This is a genomic window from Fructilactobacillus sp. YLN 2412 (genome assembly GCF_059488745.1).
In genome coordinates this window covers 1,039,915-1,057,451 of sequence record NZ_CM183165.1, presented here as the reverse complement: position 1 = coordinate 1,057,451, position 17,537 = coordinate 1,039,915, and the positions used below count along the sequence as shown (strand labels likewise).

Sequence of the window (17,537 nt, the reverse complement as noted above, 5' to 3'; positions counted from 1 at the left end):
TGTTAATTTATTAAAATGATTGTTACAATACATTTAATTAAAAATAGGAGGTAGAAAAATGACACGTAAAATTGGAATTGTTGGTGATGGACATGTTGGTTCAACAGTAGCTCATTATATTGTTGCTAGTGGATTTGCAGATGATTTAGTTTTGATTGATAAAAATGAAGCAAAAGTTAATGCTGATGCTTTGGATTTTGAAGAAGCAATGCCCAATTTACCATTTCACACTAACATTATTGTGAACGACTATGCAGCTTTAGAGGATGCAGATGTGATTATTTCTGCCCTCGGAAATGTTAGATTAAATGATAACGCAGATAATGATCGTTTTGCCGAACTTCCGTTTACAAGCAAAAATGTAAAGGAAGTTGCTGCTAAAATCAGAGATGCTGGGTTTAATGGAATTATTATTGCCATTACCAATCCAGTAGATGTTATTACTCAGCTTTATCAAGAAGTTACTGGATTACCTAAAGAACATGTGATTGGAACTGGAACTTTATTAGATTCTGCTCGAATGAAACGGGCAGTTGCTAATAAATTAAATATCGATTCACGTTCGGTAAGTGGATACAATTTAGGTGAACATGGTAATTCTCAATTCACCGCTTGGTCAACAGTTCGCGCCCTTGATCAATCTTTAGAAGAATTAGCTAAAACTCGTAATCTAGATTTACAAGAAATTGATCAGGATGCTAAAGATGGTGGCTTTGTCGTATTTAAAGGTAAAGGATACACTAATTACGGGGTTGCTACTGCGGCTGTCAGACTTGCAAATATTGTTTTAAGCGATGCTCGAGCTGAACTTCCTGTGTCTAATTATCGTGAAGAGTATGGGGTTTATCTATCTTATCCAGTCATAATTGGTCGTGAGGGAGTTGTTGAAAAAGTAAACTTGAATTTAACGAATTCAGAAAAGGATAAATTACAAAATTCTGCTGATTTTATTAAATCTAATTTTAAAAAATATAGTAAATAAAAAAGACGTAAACACGTTGTTTATCACGCGTTTACGTCTTTTAATATTTATTTGTTTTTTCGTTTGTCTTCCCAAGAACCAATCTTGTAATCATCATCATCCATAGTTTCAACATTTCCTAAGCGGTAACCATTACCTACTTCGGAAAAGAAATCGTGATTAACCGTAGAAGTTGAAATTCCGTTCATAACAACTGGATTAACATCTTCGGCAGTATCAGGAAACATTGGTTCCTGCCCTAAGTTCATGAGTGCTTTGTTTGCGTTATAGCGAATGAAAGTTAAGACTTTATCAGTCCAGCCAACGCCATCATATAATAGATGAGTATATTTTTCTTCATTTTCATATAAATCATATAAAAAGTTATACATCCAATCTTTTAGCTCTTTTTGTTCATTTTCTCCTAGTTGATTAAAAGCAATTTGAAACTTATAACCGATGTAAGTCCCATGAACTGATTCATCACGAATAATTAACTTGATGATTTCAGCTACATTAGTAAGTTTGTTATGGCCTAAATACCAAAGAGGAGTAAAGAATCCGGAATAAAAGAGGAATGTCTCAAGAAAAACACTGGAAATTTTTTTCTTGAGGGGGTTACCATCGTCATGATACAGAGTATAAATCTTTTTAGTTTTATTTTGAAGATATTCTTCAGTATCACTCCAGTCAAAAATTTCGTTGATTTCTGTAGGAGTGTTTAAAGTAGAAAAAATAGTTGAATAACTTTTGGCATGAACAGATTCCATAAATTGAATGTTATTTAAAACAGCAATTTCATGTTGAGTAGTAGCATCGTTTCGTAATGCAGCCATTCCATCTTGTGATTGGAGCGTATCTAGCAATGTTAATCCGCCAAAAACGTGACCTACTAACCACTGATGATCATCATCAAGTTCACGCCAATCTTTTAAATCATTTGAAACGGGTACTCGGGTATCAAGCCAAAATTGTTCAGTTAACTTGTGCCAAGTTGCTTTATCAATTTCATCAGCGACTTGATTCCAATTGATGGCTTTATAGTTACCTTTTAATTTACCGGTTAACACTTCGTTCATATTCATTGAATTGTTGCCTCCTAAATGACACAGCTTTCACATTGATTAGCACCAATGGTATCGTTATTATCAGTAAATGTTCTAACGTAATAAATTGATTTAATTCCTTTATTATGAGCATAATTTCTAAGAATAGTTAAATCTCTGGTTGACATTTTTTCCGAGCGACCATTCTTCCATTCATACATGCCTTCTGGAATTGTGGAACGCATAAACATTGTCATACTCAAACTTTGATCAACGTGCTTTTGAGCTTCGGCGAAAATATCAATTTCCTTACGCATATCAATGTCATAAGCTGATTGATAATATTTTAAAGTGTCATTGGAAAGGTAAGGTGCAGGATAAAAGATTGTACCAATTTTAGCTTCTTGTCGTTCTTCAATACGACTAACAATTGGAGTCAAACTAGCAGTTGCATCCCCAATGTAGGCTGTTGATCCATTTGGTGCAACAGCCATACGATTTTGATGGTAAAGACCATATTCCATGACTGATTGTTTAAGTTTTTCCCAATCTGCAGTAGTTGGAATAAAGACATCTTTAAATTGTTTTTTGATTTTATCAGATTGAGGACCCCAATCTTTACTAATGTATTTATCAAAATAACTGCCATCAGCATACTTACTTTTAGCAAAGTTATGAAAGGATTCTCCACGTTCTTTAGCAATTTTATTAGAAGCTACCAGCGTCCAATAATTAAGTAACATGAAATAAACCCCCGTAAATTCAACTGATTCGGGTGAGCCATAATACATATGATTGAGAGCAAAATAAGAATGAAGTCCCATTGCACCGACACCAATAGAATGACTTAAATCATTTCCACGACGAATTGAGGGCACCACATTGATTTTGCTAGAATCAGTTACGAAAGTTAGAGCTCGAACCATAGCATCTACTGATTTTCCAAAATCAGGTGATTTCATTAAGTTAACAACATTTGTTGAACCTAGATTACATGAGATATCAGTTCCTAGTTGATCATACTGTTGTAAATCGTTAATAATCGATGGAGTTTGGACCTGCATAATTTCAGAACAGAGATTACTCATAACAATTTTTCCATCAACAGGGTTCTCCCGATTAGCAGTATCAATATTCATAATGTAAGGGTATCCAGACTCTTGTTGTAATTTACCAATTTCAGTTTCTAAATCACGAGCCTTCATATATTTTTTGCGAATATTAGGATTTTTAACCATGTTGTCATATTCTTTGGTAATGTCCACATATGAAAAGGGAACGCCATATTCTTTTTCAACATCATAAGGGCTAAAAAGAGCCATTTGTTGATCATTTTTAGCCAATTCGTAAAATTTATCTGGAACGGTGATACCAAGAGAAAGGGTATTAACTCGAATTTTTTCGTCGGCATTTTCCTGTTTAACAGACATGAAATCAACGATATCAGGATGAAAAACACTTAAATATACTACTCCGGCACCTTGACGTTGTCCAAGCTGATTCGAGTAGCTAAAGCTATCTTCAAGTAACTTCATAACTGGCATGACACCGCTGGCAGCTCCTTGAATATGTTTGATTGGATCTCCAGCAGCTCTTAAATTGGAAAGATTAATTCCCACTCCACCACCAATTTTAGAAAGTTGTAGTGCGGAATTAATTGTTCTTCCAATGCTATCCATATCATCAGTAGGTTGAATTAAAAAACAAGAAATTAGTTCGCCACGTCGCTTTTTTCCAGCGTTTAAAAAAGTTGGTGTAGCGGGTTGAAAACGCTGGTGAATCAGCTCATCAGCCAATTCCAATGCTAATTCTTGATTACCATTAGCTAAGTATAGGGCATTCATTGCAACACGATCGATATAATTCTCAAGATATTGATTTCCATCGTTCGTTTTCATGGCATATTGAGCGTAGAATTTATAAGCTGCCATAAATGACTTAAAATGAAAATTTTGTTCTCGTAAATATTGGTATGTTTTTTCTACGAATGAAAAAGGATACTTGTTGAGAAATTCTGTTTCAATATATTTGTTTTTGGTTAAATAATCGAAACGATCTTTTAGTGAATCAAACTTAACGGTGTTTGGAATAACATTTTCTTTTAAAAAAGCATCTAGAGCTTCCTGATCTTTTTCAAGTCTAATTTTTCCATCTTTGCTTGGAATGTTAATTTCGTTATTTAATCTGAAATAACTTATGTCTTTTTGGTCCTTTAACGACATATACTGACTCTCCTTAATGTGTATAATGAAAGTAATCGGTTTAAATAAATAAATTAGCTGATTTTAGCAACTAATTGATTAAGTCGACCTGGTTGAAATCCGCTAAATGATTCAGACAAGTCACTTTCAACAACTGGAACAGCTTGAAATCCTTGTTCCTTAAGATATGTGATTAATTCTGGCTTTTCAGTGGTATTTTGTTCAGTAAAACTAACATTATGTTCTGTTAAGAAACGTTTCGTCATTTTACATTGCATACAGTTATTTTTAGTAAATACAGTTACATGATTCATATTCGTCAGCTCCTTATAAGTTCATGATTAAATTTTACTACGTTTTGACAATCTTTCAATAAGAAAACACCATATATAGCGTCTCCTTTTTGGGAAACACACTATATATGGTGTGTGAAACATAAAAAATAATTTTAGGATGTGATTTTTTGAGTAACTATTATTATACACCGAATCCCGATGTTAAACACGAAGAAAAAAATTGGAATTATTCATTGTTGAACCAAACATTACGTTTTGTTTCTGACAACGGAGTGTTTTCTAAAAAAACAGTGGATTATGGATCTCGTGTTTTAATTAATAACGTTGATTTAGATCAAATTCCAACTGGAAAAGTTTTAGATTTAGGTTGTGGTTATGGTCCAATCGGATTATTTTTGGCAAAAAAATATCCGAAACGACAGTTTGAATTAGTAGATGTTAATAATTTGGCAATGGATTTAGCTAAAAGAAATGCTGAAAATAATGATATTCATAACGTTGTTGTTTTTCCATCTGATGTTTATGAAAATGTGACTGGTCGGTTTGCTGCAATTGTAACTAATCCCCCAGTCCGAGCTGGAAAAGAAATTGTAGATCAAATGATTACCGGATCAATTAATCATTTAGAAAAAAATGGGACTCTGACGGTTGTGTTACAAAAAAAGCAGGGAGCTCCCTCAGCTAAGAAATTAATGAAACAAATTTTTGGAAACGTAAAAATAGTCAAACGTGACAAGGGATATTATATTCTAGTCAGTAGACGGGTAGATTAATATGAAAATAGACGATGAATATTATATGAATCTTGCATTACGAGAGGCTCGATTTGCTGCTTCAGTGGGGGAAGTCCCAATTGGAGCAGTAATTGTGAAAGATGGAAAAGTGGTATCCACAGGACACAATTTACGAGAACATACTGAGATTGCAACTCAGCATGCCGAAATTATTGCCATTGAAGCAGCTTGTGTTGCTTTTCATAGTTGGAGATTAAATGATTGCACTTTGTACGTAACAGTTGAACCGTGTTTGATGTGTGCGGGTGCGATTTTAAATTCTAGAATTAAACGGGTTGTTTATGGAACCAACAATAAAAAGGGTGGGACGGTTAACAGTTTATATAAATTATTGACTGATCCACGCCAAAATCATCAGGTTGAAGTTTTAGATGGAGTAAAGGCAACTCAAGCTGCTAAAATTATGCAATCTTTTTTTAAATCAAAAAGAAAATCAAGTAAATAACTAGACAATTATAGATTTATGAGCTAATATAGTAATTGCCGTAAGGCCCTGAAGCAAAGGCAGACTTACGAACCGTGTCAGGTCCGGAAGGAAGCAGCACTAAGTATTTCCTGCTTTGTGCTTCTTGATTTAGCTAATAAACTCCCAGTCATTTGACTGGGAGATTTTTTTTACAATTATTTTGCGTGGCATTTGCCTATTATTCAAGCTATAATAGTTAAGTAAATTGGATTTAAACAGAAAGGAAGTTCTTCATGGGCTATCAGGCTTTGTACAGAGTTTGGAGACCACAACGTTTTGATGAAATTGTGGGTCAAAAAGTTATTACGCAAACATTAAAAAATGCATTAATAACAGATCAAACTAGCCACGCCTACCTTTTTAGTGGTCCGCGGGGAACTGGTAAAACTTCAACTGCTAAAATTTTAGCTAAAGCAGTTAATTGTAAAAATCTAAAAGATGGCGAACCTTGTAATGAATGTGAAACTTGTATTGCCATTAATAACGGATCTTTAAATGATGTGATTGAAATTGATGCCGCTTCTAATAATGGTGTAGAAGAGATTCGTAATATTCGTGACAAAGCTAAATATGCTCCGACAGAAGCTACATATAAAGTTTATATTATTGATGAAGTTCATATGTTATCAACGGGTGCTTTTAATGCGTTATTAAAAACTTTGGAAGAACCACCGGCTCATGTGATTTTTATTTTGGCTACAACTGAACCGCATAAAATTCCTGCTACTATCATTTCTCGGGTGCAACGATTTGATTTTAAACGAATTAAGGCTAGAGACATTTTAGAACAGATGGAAAAAATTCTAACTTCTAAAAATATTAAGTATGATGAGAGAGCTTTAAAAGTAATTGCTAAAAGTGCTGAAGGTGGGATGCGAGATGCTTTGAGTATCTTAGATCAGGCCTTGTCATATAGTAATGATCAGATTACTTATGAAAGCGCACTTCAAGTCACCGGAAGCGTGGCACGTGATGATTTACAACGATACGTGCAAGATGTCATTAAAGGTGATGTTAGCGATGGGCTACAAGTGGTTGAAACAATCTTAGATAATGGAAAAGATGCTAGTCAATTTATTGAGGATTTAATTGATTATTGTCAACATTTGCTGTTATACAAACAAGACTCCCAAATGGTTAGCGATAGTGAATTAGGTTTGTTAGGAGATAAATTTGCGGATATTGCACAAATGATTGATAGTAAATTAATTTATCAATACGTTGAAACTATGAATAACGTTCAACAACAGATTCGTTATACTTATCATCCGGATGTTTATCTTGATATTTTAACAGTTCGCTTGGCTAATCAAAAAGATCCCATTAAAGCAGTTGATAATGGCGAAACCAACAAAGAATTGGTATCATTAAAAGAGCAAATTGCTAGTTTAACTGAACAATTAAATGATTTTCAAAAGCAAACAGTAAATAATCCTCAAATATCTAATAAGACCCCAGAAAAGAAGCCTCGTAGTCGTGAATCTCATGATTCAGAACCAAAGCCTAAAGTAAACTTAACCAAGATCTTTGCAGTTTTAGGTGCGGCTACTAGGGAAGATCTTAGCGAATATCAGCAGCATTGGGATGAATTGATGCAGTTATTGACCGTTACACAACGGGCGATTATGCATGTTTCAAAACCAGTTGCTGCTAGTCATGATGGGGTAGTTGTTGCGTTTGATTACGGTTTTTTATATCAAAAAGCTGGTAACGATCAAGATTTAATGGATGCTTTACAAAATGGAATGGATCAAATATTTGGAAGAGTGGCAGATTTGTTATTTGTTCCCAATGAAGAGTGGCCTGCGATTCGTAAAGAATATTTAGAAAAAAATCCCATTAAAAAAAACAAACGATCAGTTAAACAGTCAGATGCTGAAGTGCCAAGTAGTTCAGTTTTAAAAGCTAAAGAATTATTTGGCGATGATTTAGTTAATATTGAAGATGATTAAATAATAAAGGAGAATTAATTATGAATGGAATGAACATGGGTAAGATTATGAAGCAGGCACAGGAAATGCAAAAGAAAATGGCTGCTGAACAAGGAGAAATTGAAAGTCAAGATTTTAAAGGAGTTTCTCCAGAAGAAATGGTAACTGTTACTTTTAGTGGTAATCGTAAAATGAAAGATATGCAGGTTAAACCAGAAGCAATTGATCCAGATGACCCTGACATGCTCTCAGATTTAGTAATTAGTGCTGTTAATGATGCACTTGCTAAAATTGAAGAGACCACTCAAAGTAAAATGGGTAAATATACCAAAGGAATGAATATTCCAGGTATGTAAAGAGGGGATTTAAATGCAATATCCAGAACCAGTTGCAAAACTGATTGATAGTTACATGCACCTACCTGGTATTGGGAAAAAGACCGCTGTAAGGTTAGCATTTTATACCATTGATATGGATAAAGACGACGTTGAAAAATTTTCTAATGCCTTAATGGATACGAAAAAGAAATTAACGTTTTGTTCTATTTGTGGCAACATTACTGAAAATGATCCTTGTGACATTTGTCTTGATGAGACTCGTAATCAGTCAGAACTTTTGGTTGTTGAACAGCCCAAAGACGTTGTTACGATGGAAAAAATGAAGGATTACCATGGACTATATCATGTCTTACATGGAGTTTTATCTCCAATGGAAGGTAAAGGGCCAGATGATATTAATATTAGTTCTTTAATCAAGCGACTGCAGAAAAATGAAGCAATTAAAGAAGTAATCATTGCGACTAATGCCACTCCAGAAGGGGATGCTACTGCAATGTATTTATCTCGACTTTTAAAACCCGCAGGAATTAAAGTTACCCGTTTGGCTCGAGGCTTATCTGTTGGAAGTGACATTGAATATGCAGATGAGATGACATTGTTTAAAGCAGTTGAAGGACGAACTGAAATGTGAGGTAATGCATGTTTGGATTTAAAAGAAAAAATTTTGAAAAAATCTATGATGATGAACTATTAAATTCAATTAATTATTTAAAACAGGATTGGGATCAGGCCAGACAAACTGAACAAGCAGTTGCAGATGTTGACCAGCAGCTCCTTGCGCATACTGAACTTGCTAAACAAAAATTTGAATTTATGTATCGTCAGGCACGCAAACGTAATATTAAGAATGATCGTATTCAATCGAATGTATATGATCGTTAATTATTTTTAATAAAAAAACTTTTAAATTGAGATAAAAATTTAAAAGTTTTTTTTATTTACATTTTTTATTGTTAAATCGATATTATATCATGTATAATATTAAAAAACGGAGTTGATCATAGTTTGTAATTAAAAGGAGATAATAATGCCATATTTACAATTAAAAGACATTAAAAAATCATATCGAGTTGATAACCAAGACTTTCATGTTTTAAATGGAATCAACCTTAGTTTTGAACGCGGTGAATTTGTTTCAATTTTAGGAGAATCTGGTGGAGGGAAAACAACCTTAATGAATATCATTGCCGGTTTAGACAGCAATTATTCAGGCGATGTTCTCCTTGAAGGAAAATCTTTAAAACATGATACTGCTAAACAATTAGATGAATATCGTCGTAGTACGATTGGATTTATATTTCAAAGTTTTAATTTAATTAGTCATTTAACCGTTCGTGATAATGTCATGGTTTCATTAGAAATGACGACTTTATCTCATAAACAACAGGAAAAAAGAGCTGATGAATTATTAGCTAAAGTTGGTTTAGCCGATCATGCTAATAAATATCCCAACCAGTTATCTGGTGGACAAAAACAACGAGTTTCAATTGCTAGAGCGTTAGCAGCTGATCCAGACATTATTATTGCTGATGAACCCACAGGGGCATTAGATGCTAAAAATACTGATGATATTTTAAAACTGATGAATGAGATTGCCGAAGACGGTAAACTAGTGATTGCCGTTACTCATTCTCAAATTGTTGCTAACTACGGAACCAGGATTGTTCATTTAGCAGATGGGTTAATCGATGAAGATAAAGAATTAAAACCTCCTTATCCGATTCCAAAAGAGAAACGTCCTTTCAAATCAAAAGTTGCAAGTGCAAGCTCAATCGCAATGATGGCTTGGCAGCACTTCAGATATAATTTAAAGCGAAACTTACTAATTATGTTTGGAGCCGCTATTGGGATTTTCAGTGTAGTGATTATGTTAGGATTGGGAAATGGAGCTAAAGGTTATATTAACCATGAAATTTATTCTGAAATTAATCCTAATACGATTCAAGTAACTACTAAAGCTGCTAATGATGATCAAGCTAACAAGGTTAATTTAACTAATCATGATGAAAAACAAATCAAAAAAATCAAACATGTTAAAAGTGTTCAAAAAGGTTATTATTCGATGAGCGGTGGACAGTTAAAATCTGATAATAAAACTACTGATTTGTCGGGATTGCAAACTTATGATGGTACAATTAAAAAGAAAAATATAAAATCAGGTACCATACCTGGTAAAGACGAGATTTTGATTAATAAAGATGAAGCCATGAAGTTTAATAAACATCATCCATATGATATGACAGGTAAAACGATTACTTTATATGTAAATGCTTCTAGTGATAAATCTAAACCAAAGGTTTTACAAAAACAGGTGAAGGTTAGTGGAGTAACAAATTCAACTCATGGTGTTGACGCAATTTCATATGACACATTAGAATCAATGTATAAAAATAATGGATTGAAGTTTAGTCCTAATTATTTGGCTGTTGATATCTCGGGTGGTGTTAGCAATGTTCAACCAGTTCAAGATGCAATCAAATCATTGAAGAGTAGTGATGGCAAATCTGATTTTCAAATTACTGGTGCTGGAAGTATTGTTTCCACATTAAATACTTATGTTAATTTAGCAGTTGCTGTTTTAACTTCAATTGCTGCAATTTCTTTATTGGTTTCTGCAATTATGATTATTGTGGTATTGTATATCAGTGTTTCAGAACGAACCAAAGAAATTGGAGTATTACGAGCACTTGGATTTACTAAAAAAAATGTAAGAAATTTATTCATTTTTGAAGCATTTTTCTTAGGATTATTCTCGGCTATTTTAGCTGATATCTTAGCCTATTTAGCAGAATTTGGGATTAATCATTTGACAGATTCGACCATTCATTATTCTTTGATGCAGATTAGTTTAGGAAATGCAACTTTTGGAATTGCAATTTCAGTTGTAATCTGCTTATTGGCTGCCTTGGCACCAGCGCACAAAGCAGCAAAGGTTGATCCAGTTGTTAGTTTAAGTGCTGAATAATTATAAAAAAAAGACTGATTTTTAATCGGTCTTTTTTGTTTAAAATTAAATTAGTATGCATTGTCAAAATAGACATTGATTTTAACTTAAAGTACAATTAACGTAGAAAATGATGGGAATGATTACTGATGGATGGACAATTTATTACATTTGAAGGCAACGATGGAGCTGGTAAAACAACTGTTTTAAACCGAATTATTGAGATCTTACAACCTAAATTAGGTAGTCGATTAGTAACGACCAGAGAGCCAGGTGGAAATTCAGTTTCGGAAAAAATTCGTAATATTATTATGGACAACGAAATGGATGCTCGTACAGAAGCTCTTTTATTTGCTGCTGCACGTCGTGAACATTTAGTACGAAAGATAATTCCAGCTCTTGAACATCATAAACTGGTTTTATGTGATCGCTATGTTGATAGTTCAGTTGCGTATCAAGGAGCAGGTCGAAAAATTGGTGAAAAGCAGATTGCTGATATGAATCAATTTGCAACTAATCATGTAATGCCAAATTTGACAATTTACTTTGATGTGCCAGTTGAAGTTGGGCTTAAACGAATTATGCAGCATCGTACTAATGAAATTAATCGGTTAGATCGACAACAACATGACTTCTATATTAGAGTGCATGATGCCTATGATGAAATTGCTAAATCCAATCCCAAACGAGTTGTAAAAGTTGATGCTACCAAATCAGTTGATGAGGTCGTCGCAAATGTATTAGAGATTATACAGCAGCGTTTCCCGCAATATTTTGAATAGAGGAGATTATAATGAAACTAGTACTGGCCATTGTTCAAGAAAAAGATGTCCCAAAATTACAAGCAGAATTAAATAAACAAAAAATTATTGCAACGCAATTACCAACCAAAGGCGGCTTTTTAAAATCTAAAAATTTAACCTATTTGATTGGTGTTGATGATGAACGAGTTCCTGAAGTTCTTGACATTATCAAATCAGCTTGTCAGTCACGGAAACAATATGTTACTCCACCAATCAGTTTAGCGGGGAGTATTAGTGATAATTCGTATCCAGTTGAAGTACAAGTAGGAGGGGCAACTGTCATGGTGCTTCCAGTTGATAGTTTCCACCGCTTTTAAAAGATGCCAACTACTAAAGCACAACAGCTAATTACACAAGCTAAAAATAATCAAAAGCAAATTATTTCACATTTAATGACTGTTATTGAAAACGGTGACTTGAGTCATGCCTATTTATTTTCTGGATCGGCTGGATTAGGTAAATTAGCGGTAGCAAAGGTCCTTGCGATGCGGCTTTTTTGCATAAATGTACAAGACGACGGGTATCCTTGCGGAATTTGTAACGAATGCGTACGAATAGCTAATAACGAACATCCTGATGTGTTTGTATTATCACCTGACGGCCAAAGTATCAAAGTTGAACAAATAAGATTATTGAAGCGTGAATTTTCAAAAAGTGCTGTCGAAGGTAATCGCAAAGTTTTTATTATTGATGCTGCTGATTTAATGACAACTAGTGCTGCTAATAGCTTGCTTAAATTTATTGAGGAGCCCGCTGGGAATGTTAATTCATTTTTGTTGACGGATGATTATCATAAACTATTGGATACGATTGTTTCACGAACTCAGTTAATCGAATTTCCAAAAGTTAATCGAGCTGCATTAGTTAGTTATCTTGAAAAACAGCAATTAACCAAAACAGAGATTAATCTCGCATTAAAATTAACCAGTGATACCAATGAAATTGATCGTTTATGCGAAGATAACTGGTTGTCTAAAATAAAACAACAAATTGAAGAATGGTTTACAAAATTAGCTCATAAAGATTATCAAGCATTTCCTCTGATTCAAACTAATATGATGCCGTTAATCCGTGATCGACAGGATCAAAAAGTTACACTTAATATGATGTGTTTAATATTTAGGGATGTTTTTAACGTTAAGTTTAAAAACACGCCTGCCAGTGAATTGGCTTTTGGAAATATTTATGATTTGATTAAACAAGTTGGAAATCAATTGTCAGATAATCAATTACTCAGTATCATTGAAGATATCCTAATAAATGCTAGAAAACAAAATATTAACGTTGGTTTTCAAAGTATTTTAGAAGTTGTGACTTTGGATTGTTTGAACTTTATGAGATAACAAATGAAAGGAACGACCAAGTTGAATACAAATAAAATGGATGAAGGAATGGATAATCTTACCATTCAATTTGAACAAATGGTCACTAAAATCTCCGAAATGCGTGGAAAAGTAAATGCTATTTTGGAAGAAAACACCGAATTGAAAATTGAAAATGAACATCTCAGAGAGTTACTTAATTCTTCTAAAAATAAGAATAAAGGTGTTCAAGAGTTATCGATGTCGAAAAAGAATTTAGAAAAACTTTATAATCAGGGATATCATATTTGTAACCAATATTATGGCAAACGGCGAATGAAAAATGAAAGCTGTATTTTCTGTACTGATATTATTTATGGAGAAAGATAAGTAGATGACTTTACAAACGCAAATGAGTTTTGCAAATAGCGAATCAGGAAAGTTATATTTGGTACCAACCCCGATTGGTAATTTAGAAGATATGACGATTAGAGCAATCAATGTGCTTAAATCAGTAGATTTAATTGCTGCTGAAGACACGCGCAATACGCAAAAGTTACTTAATCATTTTGAAATTAAAACCAAAAAGATCAGTTTTCATGAACATAATACCGAATCAAGAGCACCTGAATTGATTGAAAAGCTAAAAGCAGGATTTAATATTGCACAGGTAAGTGATGCAGGAATGCCGTCGATTAGTGATCCCGGTCATGAATTGGTCGAACAATGTATTGCAGCTGGTATTCCGATAATTAGTGTTCCAGGGGCAAATGCAGGTCTAACTAGTCTGATAGCTTCAGGTTTGAAACCACAACCATTTTTATTTTATGGATTTTTGAAGCGCAAGCCCAAAGATCAAGTTGAAGAATTACAAAATTTGGCAAATGAATATCCAACATTGATTTTTTATGAATCTCCCTATCGAGTAAAGAAAACTTTGATTAATATGCAAAAGGTATTCGGGAATCGTCAAGCAACCTTAGGACGTGAACTAACCAAAAAGTATGAAGAATATGTTCGTGGCGGAATTGATGATTTGGTTAAATGGACTGAAGATAACCAAATGCGCGGTGAATTTGTGATTTTAGTGGCAGGAAACACAAAGAGTAAGAAAAAAAATAAAACAGAGTATGATGAAATAAAAGAATTACCCATTGAAGAGCAGGTACAAAGATTGATTGAGCGTGGAAATAAACCAAATGTAGCGATTAAACAAGTGGCAAAGTTAAATCAATTAGTGCGTCAGGATGTTTATAATCAGTTTCATCATATTTAGGAAAAATAATTAGGAGTATTTTTATGGCAGGTACAATTTTTTCAGAAAATTATCGAATTGCAAATTTCGAAACCGACATTAGAAGTGATGTGACACTCCAGTATTTACTTGATATAATCGTTCAAGTTTCAGAAGACCAATCACAAAATCTTCAAGTAGGAACTAATATAGTACAGCAAAGTGGTGTTACTTGGGTAGTAATTCAATATGATGTTGATATTAATCGACTTCCCAAAGCGAATGAGTCTGTTAAAATTCAAACTCAGGGGACTAGTTATACGAGAAACTTTGCTGATCGACATTTCTGGGTCCGCGATATGGATGATAATATTTTAGTATCAGTGAATAGTTTATGGGTCATGATGAATTTAGATACTCGTAAAATGGTTAAAATTGATGTTGATGTGGTTACTCCATATGGAAGCGAAAAAGTTAAACGAATTGAAAAAATGCGTAAAATTAAAAAGGTTGAAGGTACAGATTCAGCTGAAATGAAATACCCAGTGTGTTTTACGGATATTGATTTTAATGGTCATGTCAGCAATACCAGATATATTGGTTGGATGAGTAACACGTTGGATTATGATTTTTTGAAAAATCATGTAGCAACTAAATTTAGTGTTAAATTTGCTGATGAAGTTCGTTATGGAGATCATGTGGTTAGTCAGGCAGAGATTGTGGAAAAAGATGATAAACAGGCGGTAACTGCTCATCAAATTTTAGTTGACGGGAAAATTAAATCAGTTGCCCAAATTGAATGGAAGAAAACTAATTAAAAGAAGTGAAATAAATGAAGGTCTTAGCATTAGACACATCGAACCGTCCTTTATCAATAGCAGTTTTAGATAATGATAAAGTGTTGGCAACCACAACTATTACAACGCAAAGAAAACATGCGGCATATGCCATGCAGGTAATTGAAAATTTAGTTAAAGTAGCTAATCTAAAACCTCATGATTTAGATCGAGTTGTTGTAGCACAAGGTCCAGGATCATATACAGGATTACGGGTAGCAGTCACAATTGGTAAAGTTTTAGCTGATACTTTAAAGATTGATTTAGTAGGAATTTCTAGTTTATTAGCACTTTCGTTAAATGTGGAAAAAGAAGGTCAGTTAGTGGCTCCAACTTTTGATGCCCGTAATAATATTTTATTTACAGGATTGTATCGTATCACACCAACTGGGCCAGAAAATGTTTTACCCGATCAACATATTGCGTTTGAAAAGTGGTTAAAACAACTGGATCAATTTGAGGAATCAATTGTTTTTGTAGGATCAGATGTTGTTAATTTTAAAACTCAATTACAAGCTCATTTTGGTACTAACTTTAAGTCGGTCGTTGGAATTGATAATTTACCACAAGCTGCTAGAATTGGTATTTATGGAGAACAACAACATCCAGTTCATGATATAGATGAATTTGTTCCAAATTATTTAAGATTGACACAAGCCGAATCAGATTGGCAAAAATTACATCCAGGAGAAGGTCACGAATCATATGTTGAACAAGTTTAAAGAATGGTATCGCAAAAATGTTAATGATAGAAATGAAACTAAGATTAAAGAAGCATTAGAATTTAAAAATCGATTTGTTAATATTTGTGGAAATACTTATTTTTTAGGTAAAGGGATGATTGCTGATCTTCCAGACATTATTCGTGTCGATAAGGCTGCTTATGGTAATGAAATGAAATGGACTAAAGCTCAGTTTAAAACGCAATTAAACAATAATAAAGATCGTTTTTATTTAATCTTACGAAAAGATGATGAGTTAGTTGGTTTCATTTGCATTTCAATTTCGCGTGACAATAAATGTTGTCAAATTCAAAATGTAGCTGTATTACCTAAATTTCAACATCAAGGTTTAGGGTATTTTTTGATAACGACTATTATTGAACGAGCACGTGAAATGGGATTAAATTGTGTCTTTTTCATTTGTCAGGTTGGTCATATTAAAACCCAAGATTTATTTAAGGACTTGGGATTTGTACAAGAAGAAGTAAAACCTAATTATTATAATGATGGCGAGAATGCGATTGTTTTACGGTTAAATTTAGACAAGAAAAATTACTTAGCTTCAAATAACTTTGGAAGATAAGATGGTGAAGTGATTAATGATGAAAAATGAAAATAGTTTGATTTTATCATTTGAAACCAGTTGTGACGAAACTAGCGTGGCAGTTATCAAAAATGGTAAAGAAATTCTTGCTAACGTTGTAGCCACGCAAATAAAAAGTCACCAACGTTTTGGTGGTGTAGTACCGGAAGTTGCTAGTCGTCATCATATTGAACAAATTACAATTTGTATTGACGATGCTTTGCAAAAAGCTGGAGTTAATTATACTGATTTAACTGGAGTTGGCATTACATATGGACCGGGATTGGTAGGATCGTTATTAGTAGGAATTACTGCTGCTAAAGTGGTTGCCTGGGCGCATCAATTACCATTAATTCCAGTAAATCATATTGCTGGGCATATTTACGCAACTAATTTTGAACACCCAATTGAATTTCCAGCGTTGGCTATGGTAGTTTCAGGCGGTCACACGGAGTTAGTTTGGATGCCACAAGAAGGCGAGTTTAAAATTATTGGTGAAACTCGTGATGATGCAGCTGGTGAGACTTATGACAAGATTGGGCGGGTATTAGGAATTAACTATCCTGCTGGACCTCAAGTTGATGAGATGGCACATCTAGGCCATGATACCTTTGCATTTCCGCGTGCTATGGAAAAAGATGATAATTTTGATTTTAGTTTTAGTGGACTAAAAAGTGCTTTTATTAATACAGTTCATCATGCTGAGCAAGTTAATGAAACTTTGAATAAAAATGATTTAGCTGCTAGTTTTCAGCATGCAGTCATTGATGTTTTGGTTAGTAAATCTATACGTGCATTAGATAAGTATCCTGCAAAAGAATTTATTTTAGCAGGAGGGGTAGCTGCTAATCGAGGTTTGCGTGAGAGTTTAGATCAGGAATTGAAAAAACGTAATGTTGAATTTGTTAAAGCACCTTTAAAATTATGTGGTGATAACGCTGCTATGATTGGAGCTGCAGCAGAAATGTTACAACGTCATGATGACAAAGCAGATATGTCATTAAATGCTAATCCAGGTCTTGAATTTGAATGGGTTGAAAATGAAGAAGAATAATTAAAAACGAGCATCACACTATAAAAT

The 17,537-nt window shown here is 33.7% G+C and carries 20 protein-coding genes and 1 other RNA gene; 18 read left to right on the top strand and 3 right to left on the bottom strand.

Annotation, left to right across the window (positions count from 1 at the left end; all coding sequences use genetic code 11):
• Positions 1–58 precede the first annotated feature (58 nt).
• Positions 59–982 (top strand): L-lactate dehydrogenase, encoded by a 924-nt coding sequence (locus AC0GLR_RS05360; protein ID WP_495604443.1) that lies wholly within the window; start codon positions 59–61, stop codon positions 980–982.
• Between the two features lie 47 nt (positions 983–1,029).
• Here AC0GLR_RS05360 and nrdF read toward each other — a convergent pair whose 3' ends face one another.
• The 3 genes from nrdF to nrdH are packed head-to-tail and all read right to left on the bottom strand — an operon-like array spanning position 1,030 to position 4,522.
• Positions 1,030–2,046: a class 1b ribonucleoside-diphosphate reductase subunit beta gene (gene nrdF, locus AC0GLR_RS05355; RefSeq protein WP_495604442.1), complete on the bottom strand. Its 1,017-nt coding sequence runs from the start codon at positions 2,044–2,046 to the stop codon at positions 1,030–1,032.
• A 14-nt stretch (positions 2,047–2,060) separates the two neighbouring features.
• Positions 2,061–4,229 (bottom strand): class 1b ribonucleoside-diphosphate reductase subunit alpha, encoded by a 2,169-nt coding sequence (gene nrdE, locus AC0GLR_RS05350; RefSeq protein ID WP_495604441.1) that lies wholly within the window; start codon positions 4,227–4,229, stop codon positions 2,061–2,063.
• A 53-nt stretch (positions 4,230–4,282) separates the two neighbouring features.
• Positions 4,283–4,522, bottom strand: coding sequence for a glutaredoxin-like protein NrdH (nrdH, locus tag AC0GLR_RS05345; protein WP_495604440.1), 240 nt, complete (start codon positions 4,520–4,522; stop codon positions 4,283–4,285).
• Positions 4,523–4,671: 149 nt separating this feature from the next.
• Between nrdH and AC0GLR_RS05340 the strand changes: the two genes are divergently transcribed.
• The 17 genes from AC0GLR_RS05340 (at position 4,672) to tsaD (ending at position 17,510) form a co-directional block, all read left to right on the top strand.
• On the top strand, positions 4,672–5,277 hold the full coding sequence (locus AC0GLR_RS05340) for a class I SAM-dependent methyltransferase (RefSeq protein ID WP_495604439.1): 606 nt from the start codon (positions 4,672–4,674) through the stop codon (positions 5,275–5,277).
• Between the two features lies 1 nt (position 5,278).
• On the top strand, positions 5,279–5,743 hold the full coding sequence (gene tadA, locus AC0GLR_RS05335) for a tRNA adenosine(34) deaminase TadA (RefSeq protein WP_495604438.1): 465 nt from the start codon (positions 5,279–5,281) through the stop codon (positions 5,741–5,743).
• 40 nt (positions 5,744–5,783) lie between these two features.
• Positions 5,784–5,880: signal recognition particle sRNA small type (gene ffs / locus AC0GLR_RS05330), an RNA gene on the top strand.
• A 117-nt stretch (positions 5,881–5,997) separates the two neighbouring features.
• Positions 5,998–7,716: a DNA polymerase III subunit gamma/tau gene (gene dnaX, locus AC0GLR_RS05325; RefSeq protein WP_495604437.1), complete on the top strand. Its 1,719-nt coding sequence runs from the start codon at positions 5,998–6,000 to the stop codon at positions 7,714–7,716.
• Between the two features lie 17 nt (positions 7,717–7,733).
• A complete protein-coding gene (locus AC0GLR_RS05320; RefSeq protein WP_495605421.1) occupies positions 7,734–8,051 on the top strand; it encodes a YbaB/EbfC family nucleoid-associated protein in 318 nt (105 codons plus the stop codon).
• A gap of 13 nt (positions 8,052–8,064) precedes the next feature.
• Positions 8,065–8,664: a recombination mediator RecR gene (gene recR / locus AC0GLR_RS05315; protein WP_495604436.1), complete on the top strand. Its 600-nt coding sequence runs from the start codon at positions 8,065–8,067 to the stop codon at positions 8,662–8,664.
• A gap of 8 nt (positions 8,665–8,672) precedes the next feature.
• The gene (locus AC0GLR_RS05310) at positions 8,673–8,915 is read left to right on the top strand and encodes a YaaL family protein (protein WP_495604435.1); all 243 of its coding nucleotides are present in this window, start codon (positions 8,673–8,675) and stop codon (positions 8,913–8,915) included.
• Between the two features lie 145 nt (positions 8,916–9,060).
• Positions 9,061–10,998 carry an ABC transporter ATP-binding protein/permease gene (locus AC0GLR_RS05305; RefSeq protein WP_495604434.1) on the top strand — a complete coding sequence of 646 codons (1,938 nt, stop codon included), beginning with the start codon at positions 9,061–9,063 and terminating at the stop codon, positions 10,996–10,998.
• 128 nt (positions 10,999–11,126) lie between these two features.
• A complete protein-coding gene (gene tmk, locus AC0GLR_RS05300) occupies positions 11,127–11,759 on the top strand; it encodes a dTMP kinase (protein WP_495604433.1) in 633 nt (210 codons plus the stop codon).
• Between the two features lie 11 nt (positions 11,760–11,770).
• On the top strand, positions 11,771–12,097 hold the full coding sequence (darA, locus tag AC0GLR_RS05295) for a cyclic di-AMP receptor DarA (protein WP_495604432.1): 327 nt from the start codon (positions 11,771–11,773) through the stop codon (positions 12,095–12,097).
• Between the two features lie 3 nt (positions 12,098–12,100).
• Positions 12,101–13,123, top strand: a complete 1,023-nt coding sequence (holB, locus tag AC0GLR_RS05290; RefSeq protein ID WP_495604431.1) for a DNA polymerase III subunit delta' — start codon at positions 12,101–12,103, stop codon at positions 13,121–13,123.
• Between the two features lie 21 nt (positions 13,124–13,144).
• A complete protein-coding gene (locus AC0GLR_RS05285) occupies positions 13,145–13,471 on the top strand; it encodes a DNA replication initiation control protein YabA (RefSeq protein ID WP_495604430.1) in 327 nt (108 codons plus the stop codon).
• A 4-nt stretch (positions 13,472–13,475) separates the two neighbouring features.
• Positions 13,476–14,357, top strand: a complete 882-nt coding sequence (gene rsmI / locus AC0GLR_RS05280; protein ID WP_495604429.1) for a 16S rRNA (cytidine(1402)-2'-O)-methyltransferase — start codon at positions 13,476–13,478, stop codon at positions 14,355–14,357.
• A 23-nt stretch (positions 14,358–14,380) separates the two neighbouring features.
• Positions 14,381–15,133, top strand: a complete 753-nt coding sequence (locus AC0GLR_RS05275; RefSeq protein ID WP_495604428.1) for an acyl-[acyl-carrier-protein] thioesterase — start codon at positions 14,381–14,383, stop codon at positions 15,131–15,133.
• Between the two features lie 14 nt (positions 15,134–15,147).
• On the top strand, positions 15,148–15,873 hold the full coding sequence (gene tsaB / locus AC0GLR_RS05270) for a tRNA (adenosine(37)-N6)-threonylcarbamoyltransferase complex dimerization subunit type 1 TsaB (RefSeq protein WP_495604427.1): 726 nt from the start codon (positions 15,148–15,150) through the stop codon (positions 15,871–15,873).
• The gene (locus tag AC0GLR_RS05265; RefSeq protein ID WP_495604426.1) at positions 15,857–16,456 is read left to right on the top strand and encodes a GNAT family N-acetyltransferase; all 600 of its coding nucleotides are present in this window, start codon (positions 15,857–15,859) and stop codon (positions 16,454–16,456) included. Before tsaB ends, AC0GLR_RS05265 begins: the two co-directional genes overlap by 17 nt.
• 16 nt (positions 16,457–16,472) lie before the next feature.
• Positions 16,473–17,510 (top strand): tRNA (adenosine(37)-N6)-threonylcarbamoyltransferase complex transferase subunit TsaD, encoded by a 1,038-nt coding sequence (gene tsaD / locus AC0GLR_RS05260; protein ID WP_495604425.1) that lies wholly within the window; start codon positions 16,473–16,475, stop codon positions 17,508–17,510.
• Positions 17,511–17,537 lie beyond the last annotated feature (27 nt).

Bases quoted from the DNA above. Each gene is read 5' to 3' on its own strand.
- nrdE (WP_495604441.1), bottom strand. From the start codon at position 4,229: ATGTCGTTAAAGGACCAAAAAGACATAAGTTATTTCAGATTAAATAAC.
- rsmI (WP_495604429.1), top strand. From the start codon at position 13,476: ATGACTTTACAAACGCAAATGAGTTTTGCAAATAGCGAATCAGGAAAG.
- AC0GLR_RS05305 (WP_495604434.1), top strand. From the start codon at position 9,061: ATGCCATATTTACAATTAAAAGACATTAAAAAATCATATCGAGTTGAT.
- recR (WP_495604436.1), top strand. From the start codon at position 8,065: ATGCAATATCCAGAACCAGTTGCAAAACTGATTGATAGTTACATGCAC.
- AC0GLR_RS05275 (WP_495604428.1), top strand. From the start codon at position 14,381: ATGGCAGGTACAATTTTTTCAGAAAATTATCGAATTGCAAATTTCGAA.
- dnaX (WP_495604437.1), top strand. From the start codon at position 5,998: ATGGGCTATCAGGCTTTGTACAGAGTTTGGAGACCACAACGTTTTGAT.
- tsaB (WP_495604427.1), top strand. From the start codon at position 15,148: ATGAAGGTCTTAGCATTAGACACATCGAACCGTCCTTTATCAATAGCA.
- tmk (WP_495604433.1), top strand. From the start codon at position 11,127: ATGGATGGACAATTTATTACATTTGAAGGCAACGATGGAGCTGGTAAA.
- holB (WP_495604431.1), top strand. From the start codon at position 12,101: ATGCCAACTACTAAAGCACAACAGCTAATTACACAAGCTAAAAATAAT.
- tadA (WP_495604438.1), top strand. From the start codon at position 5,279: ATGAAAATAGACGATGAATATTATATGAATCTTGCATTACGAGAGGCT.
- AC0GLR_RS05310 (WP_495604435.1), top strand. From the start codon at position 8,673: ATGTTTGGATTTAAAAGAAAAAATTTTGAAAAAATCTATGATGATGAA.
- tsaD (WP_495604425.1), top strand. From the start codon at position 16,473: ATGATGAAAAATGAAAATAGTTTGATTTTATCATTTGAAACCAGTTGT.
- darA (WP_495604432.1), top strand. From the start codon at position 11,771: ATGAAACTAGTACTGGCCATTGTTCAAGAAAAAGATGTCCCAAAATTA.
- AC0GLR_RS05265 (WP_495604426.1), top strand. From the start codon at position 15,857: ATGTTGAACAAGTTTAAAGAATGGTATCGCAAAAATGTTAATGATAGA.
- nrdF (WP_495604442.1), bottom strand. From the start codon at position 2,046: ATGAATATGAACGAAGTGTTAACCGGTAAATTAAAAGGTAACTATAAA.
- AC0GLR_RS05360 (WP_495604443.1), top strand. From the start codon at position 59: ATGACACGTAAAATTGGAATTGTTGGTGATGGACATGTTGGTTCAACA.
- nrdH (WP_495604440.1), bottom strand. From the start codon at position 4,522: ATGAATCATGTAACTGTATTTACTAAAAATAACTGTATGCAATGTAAA.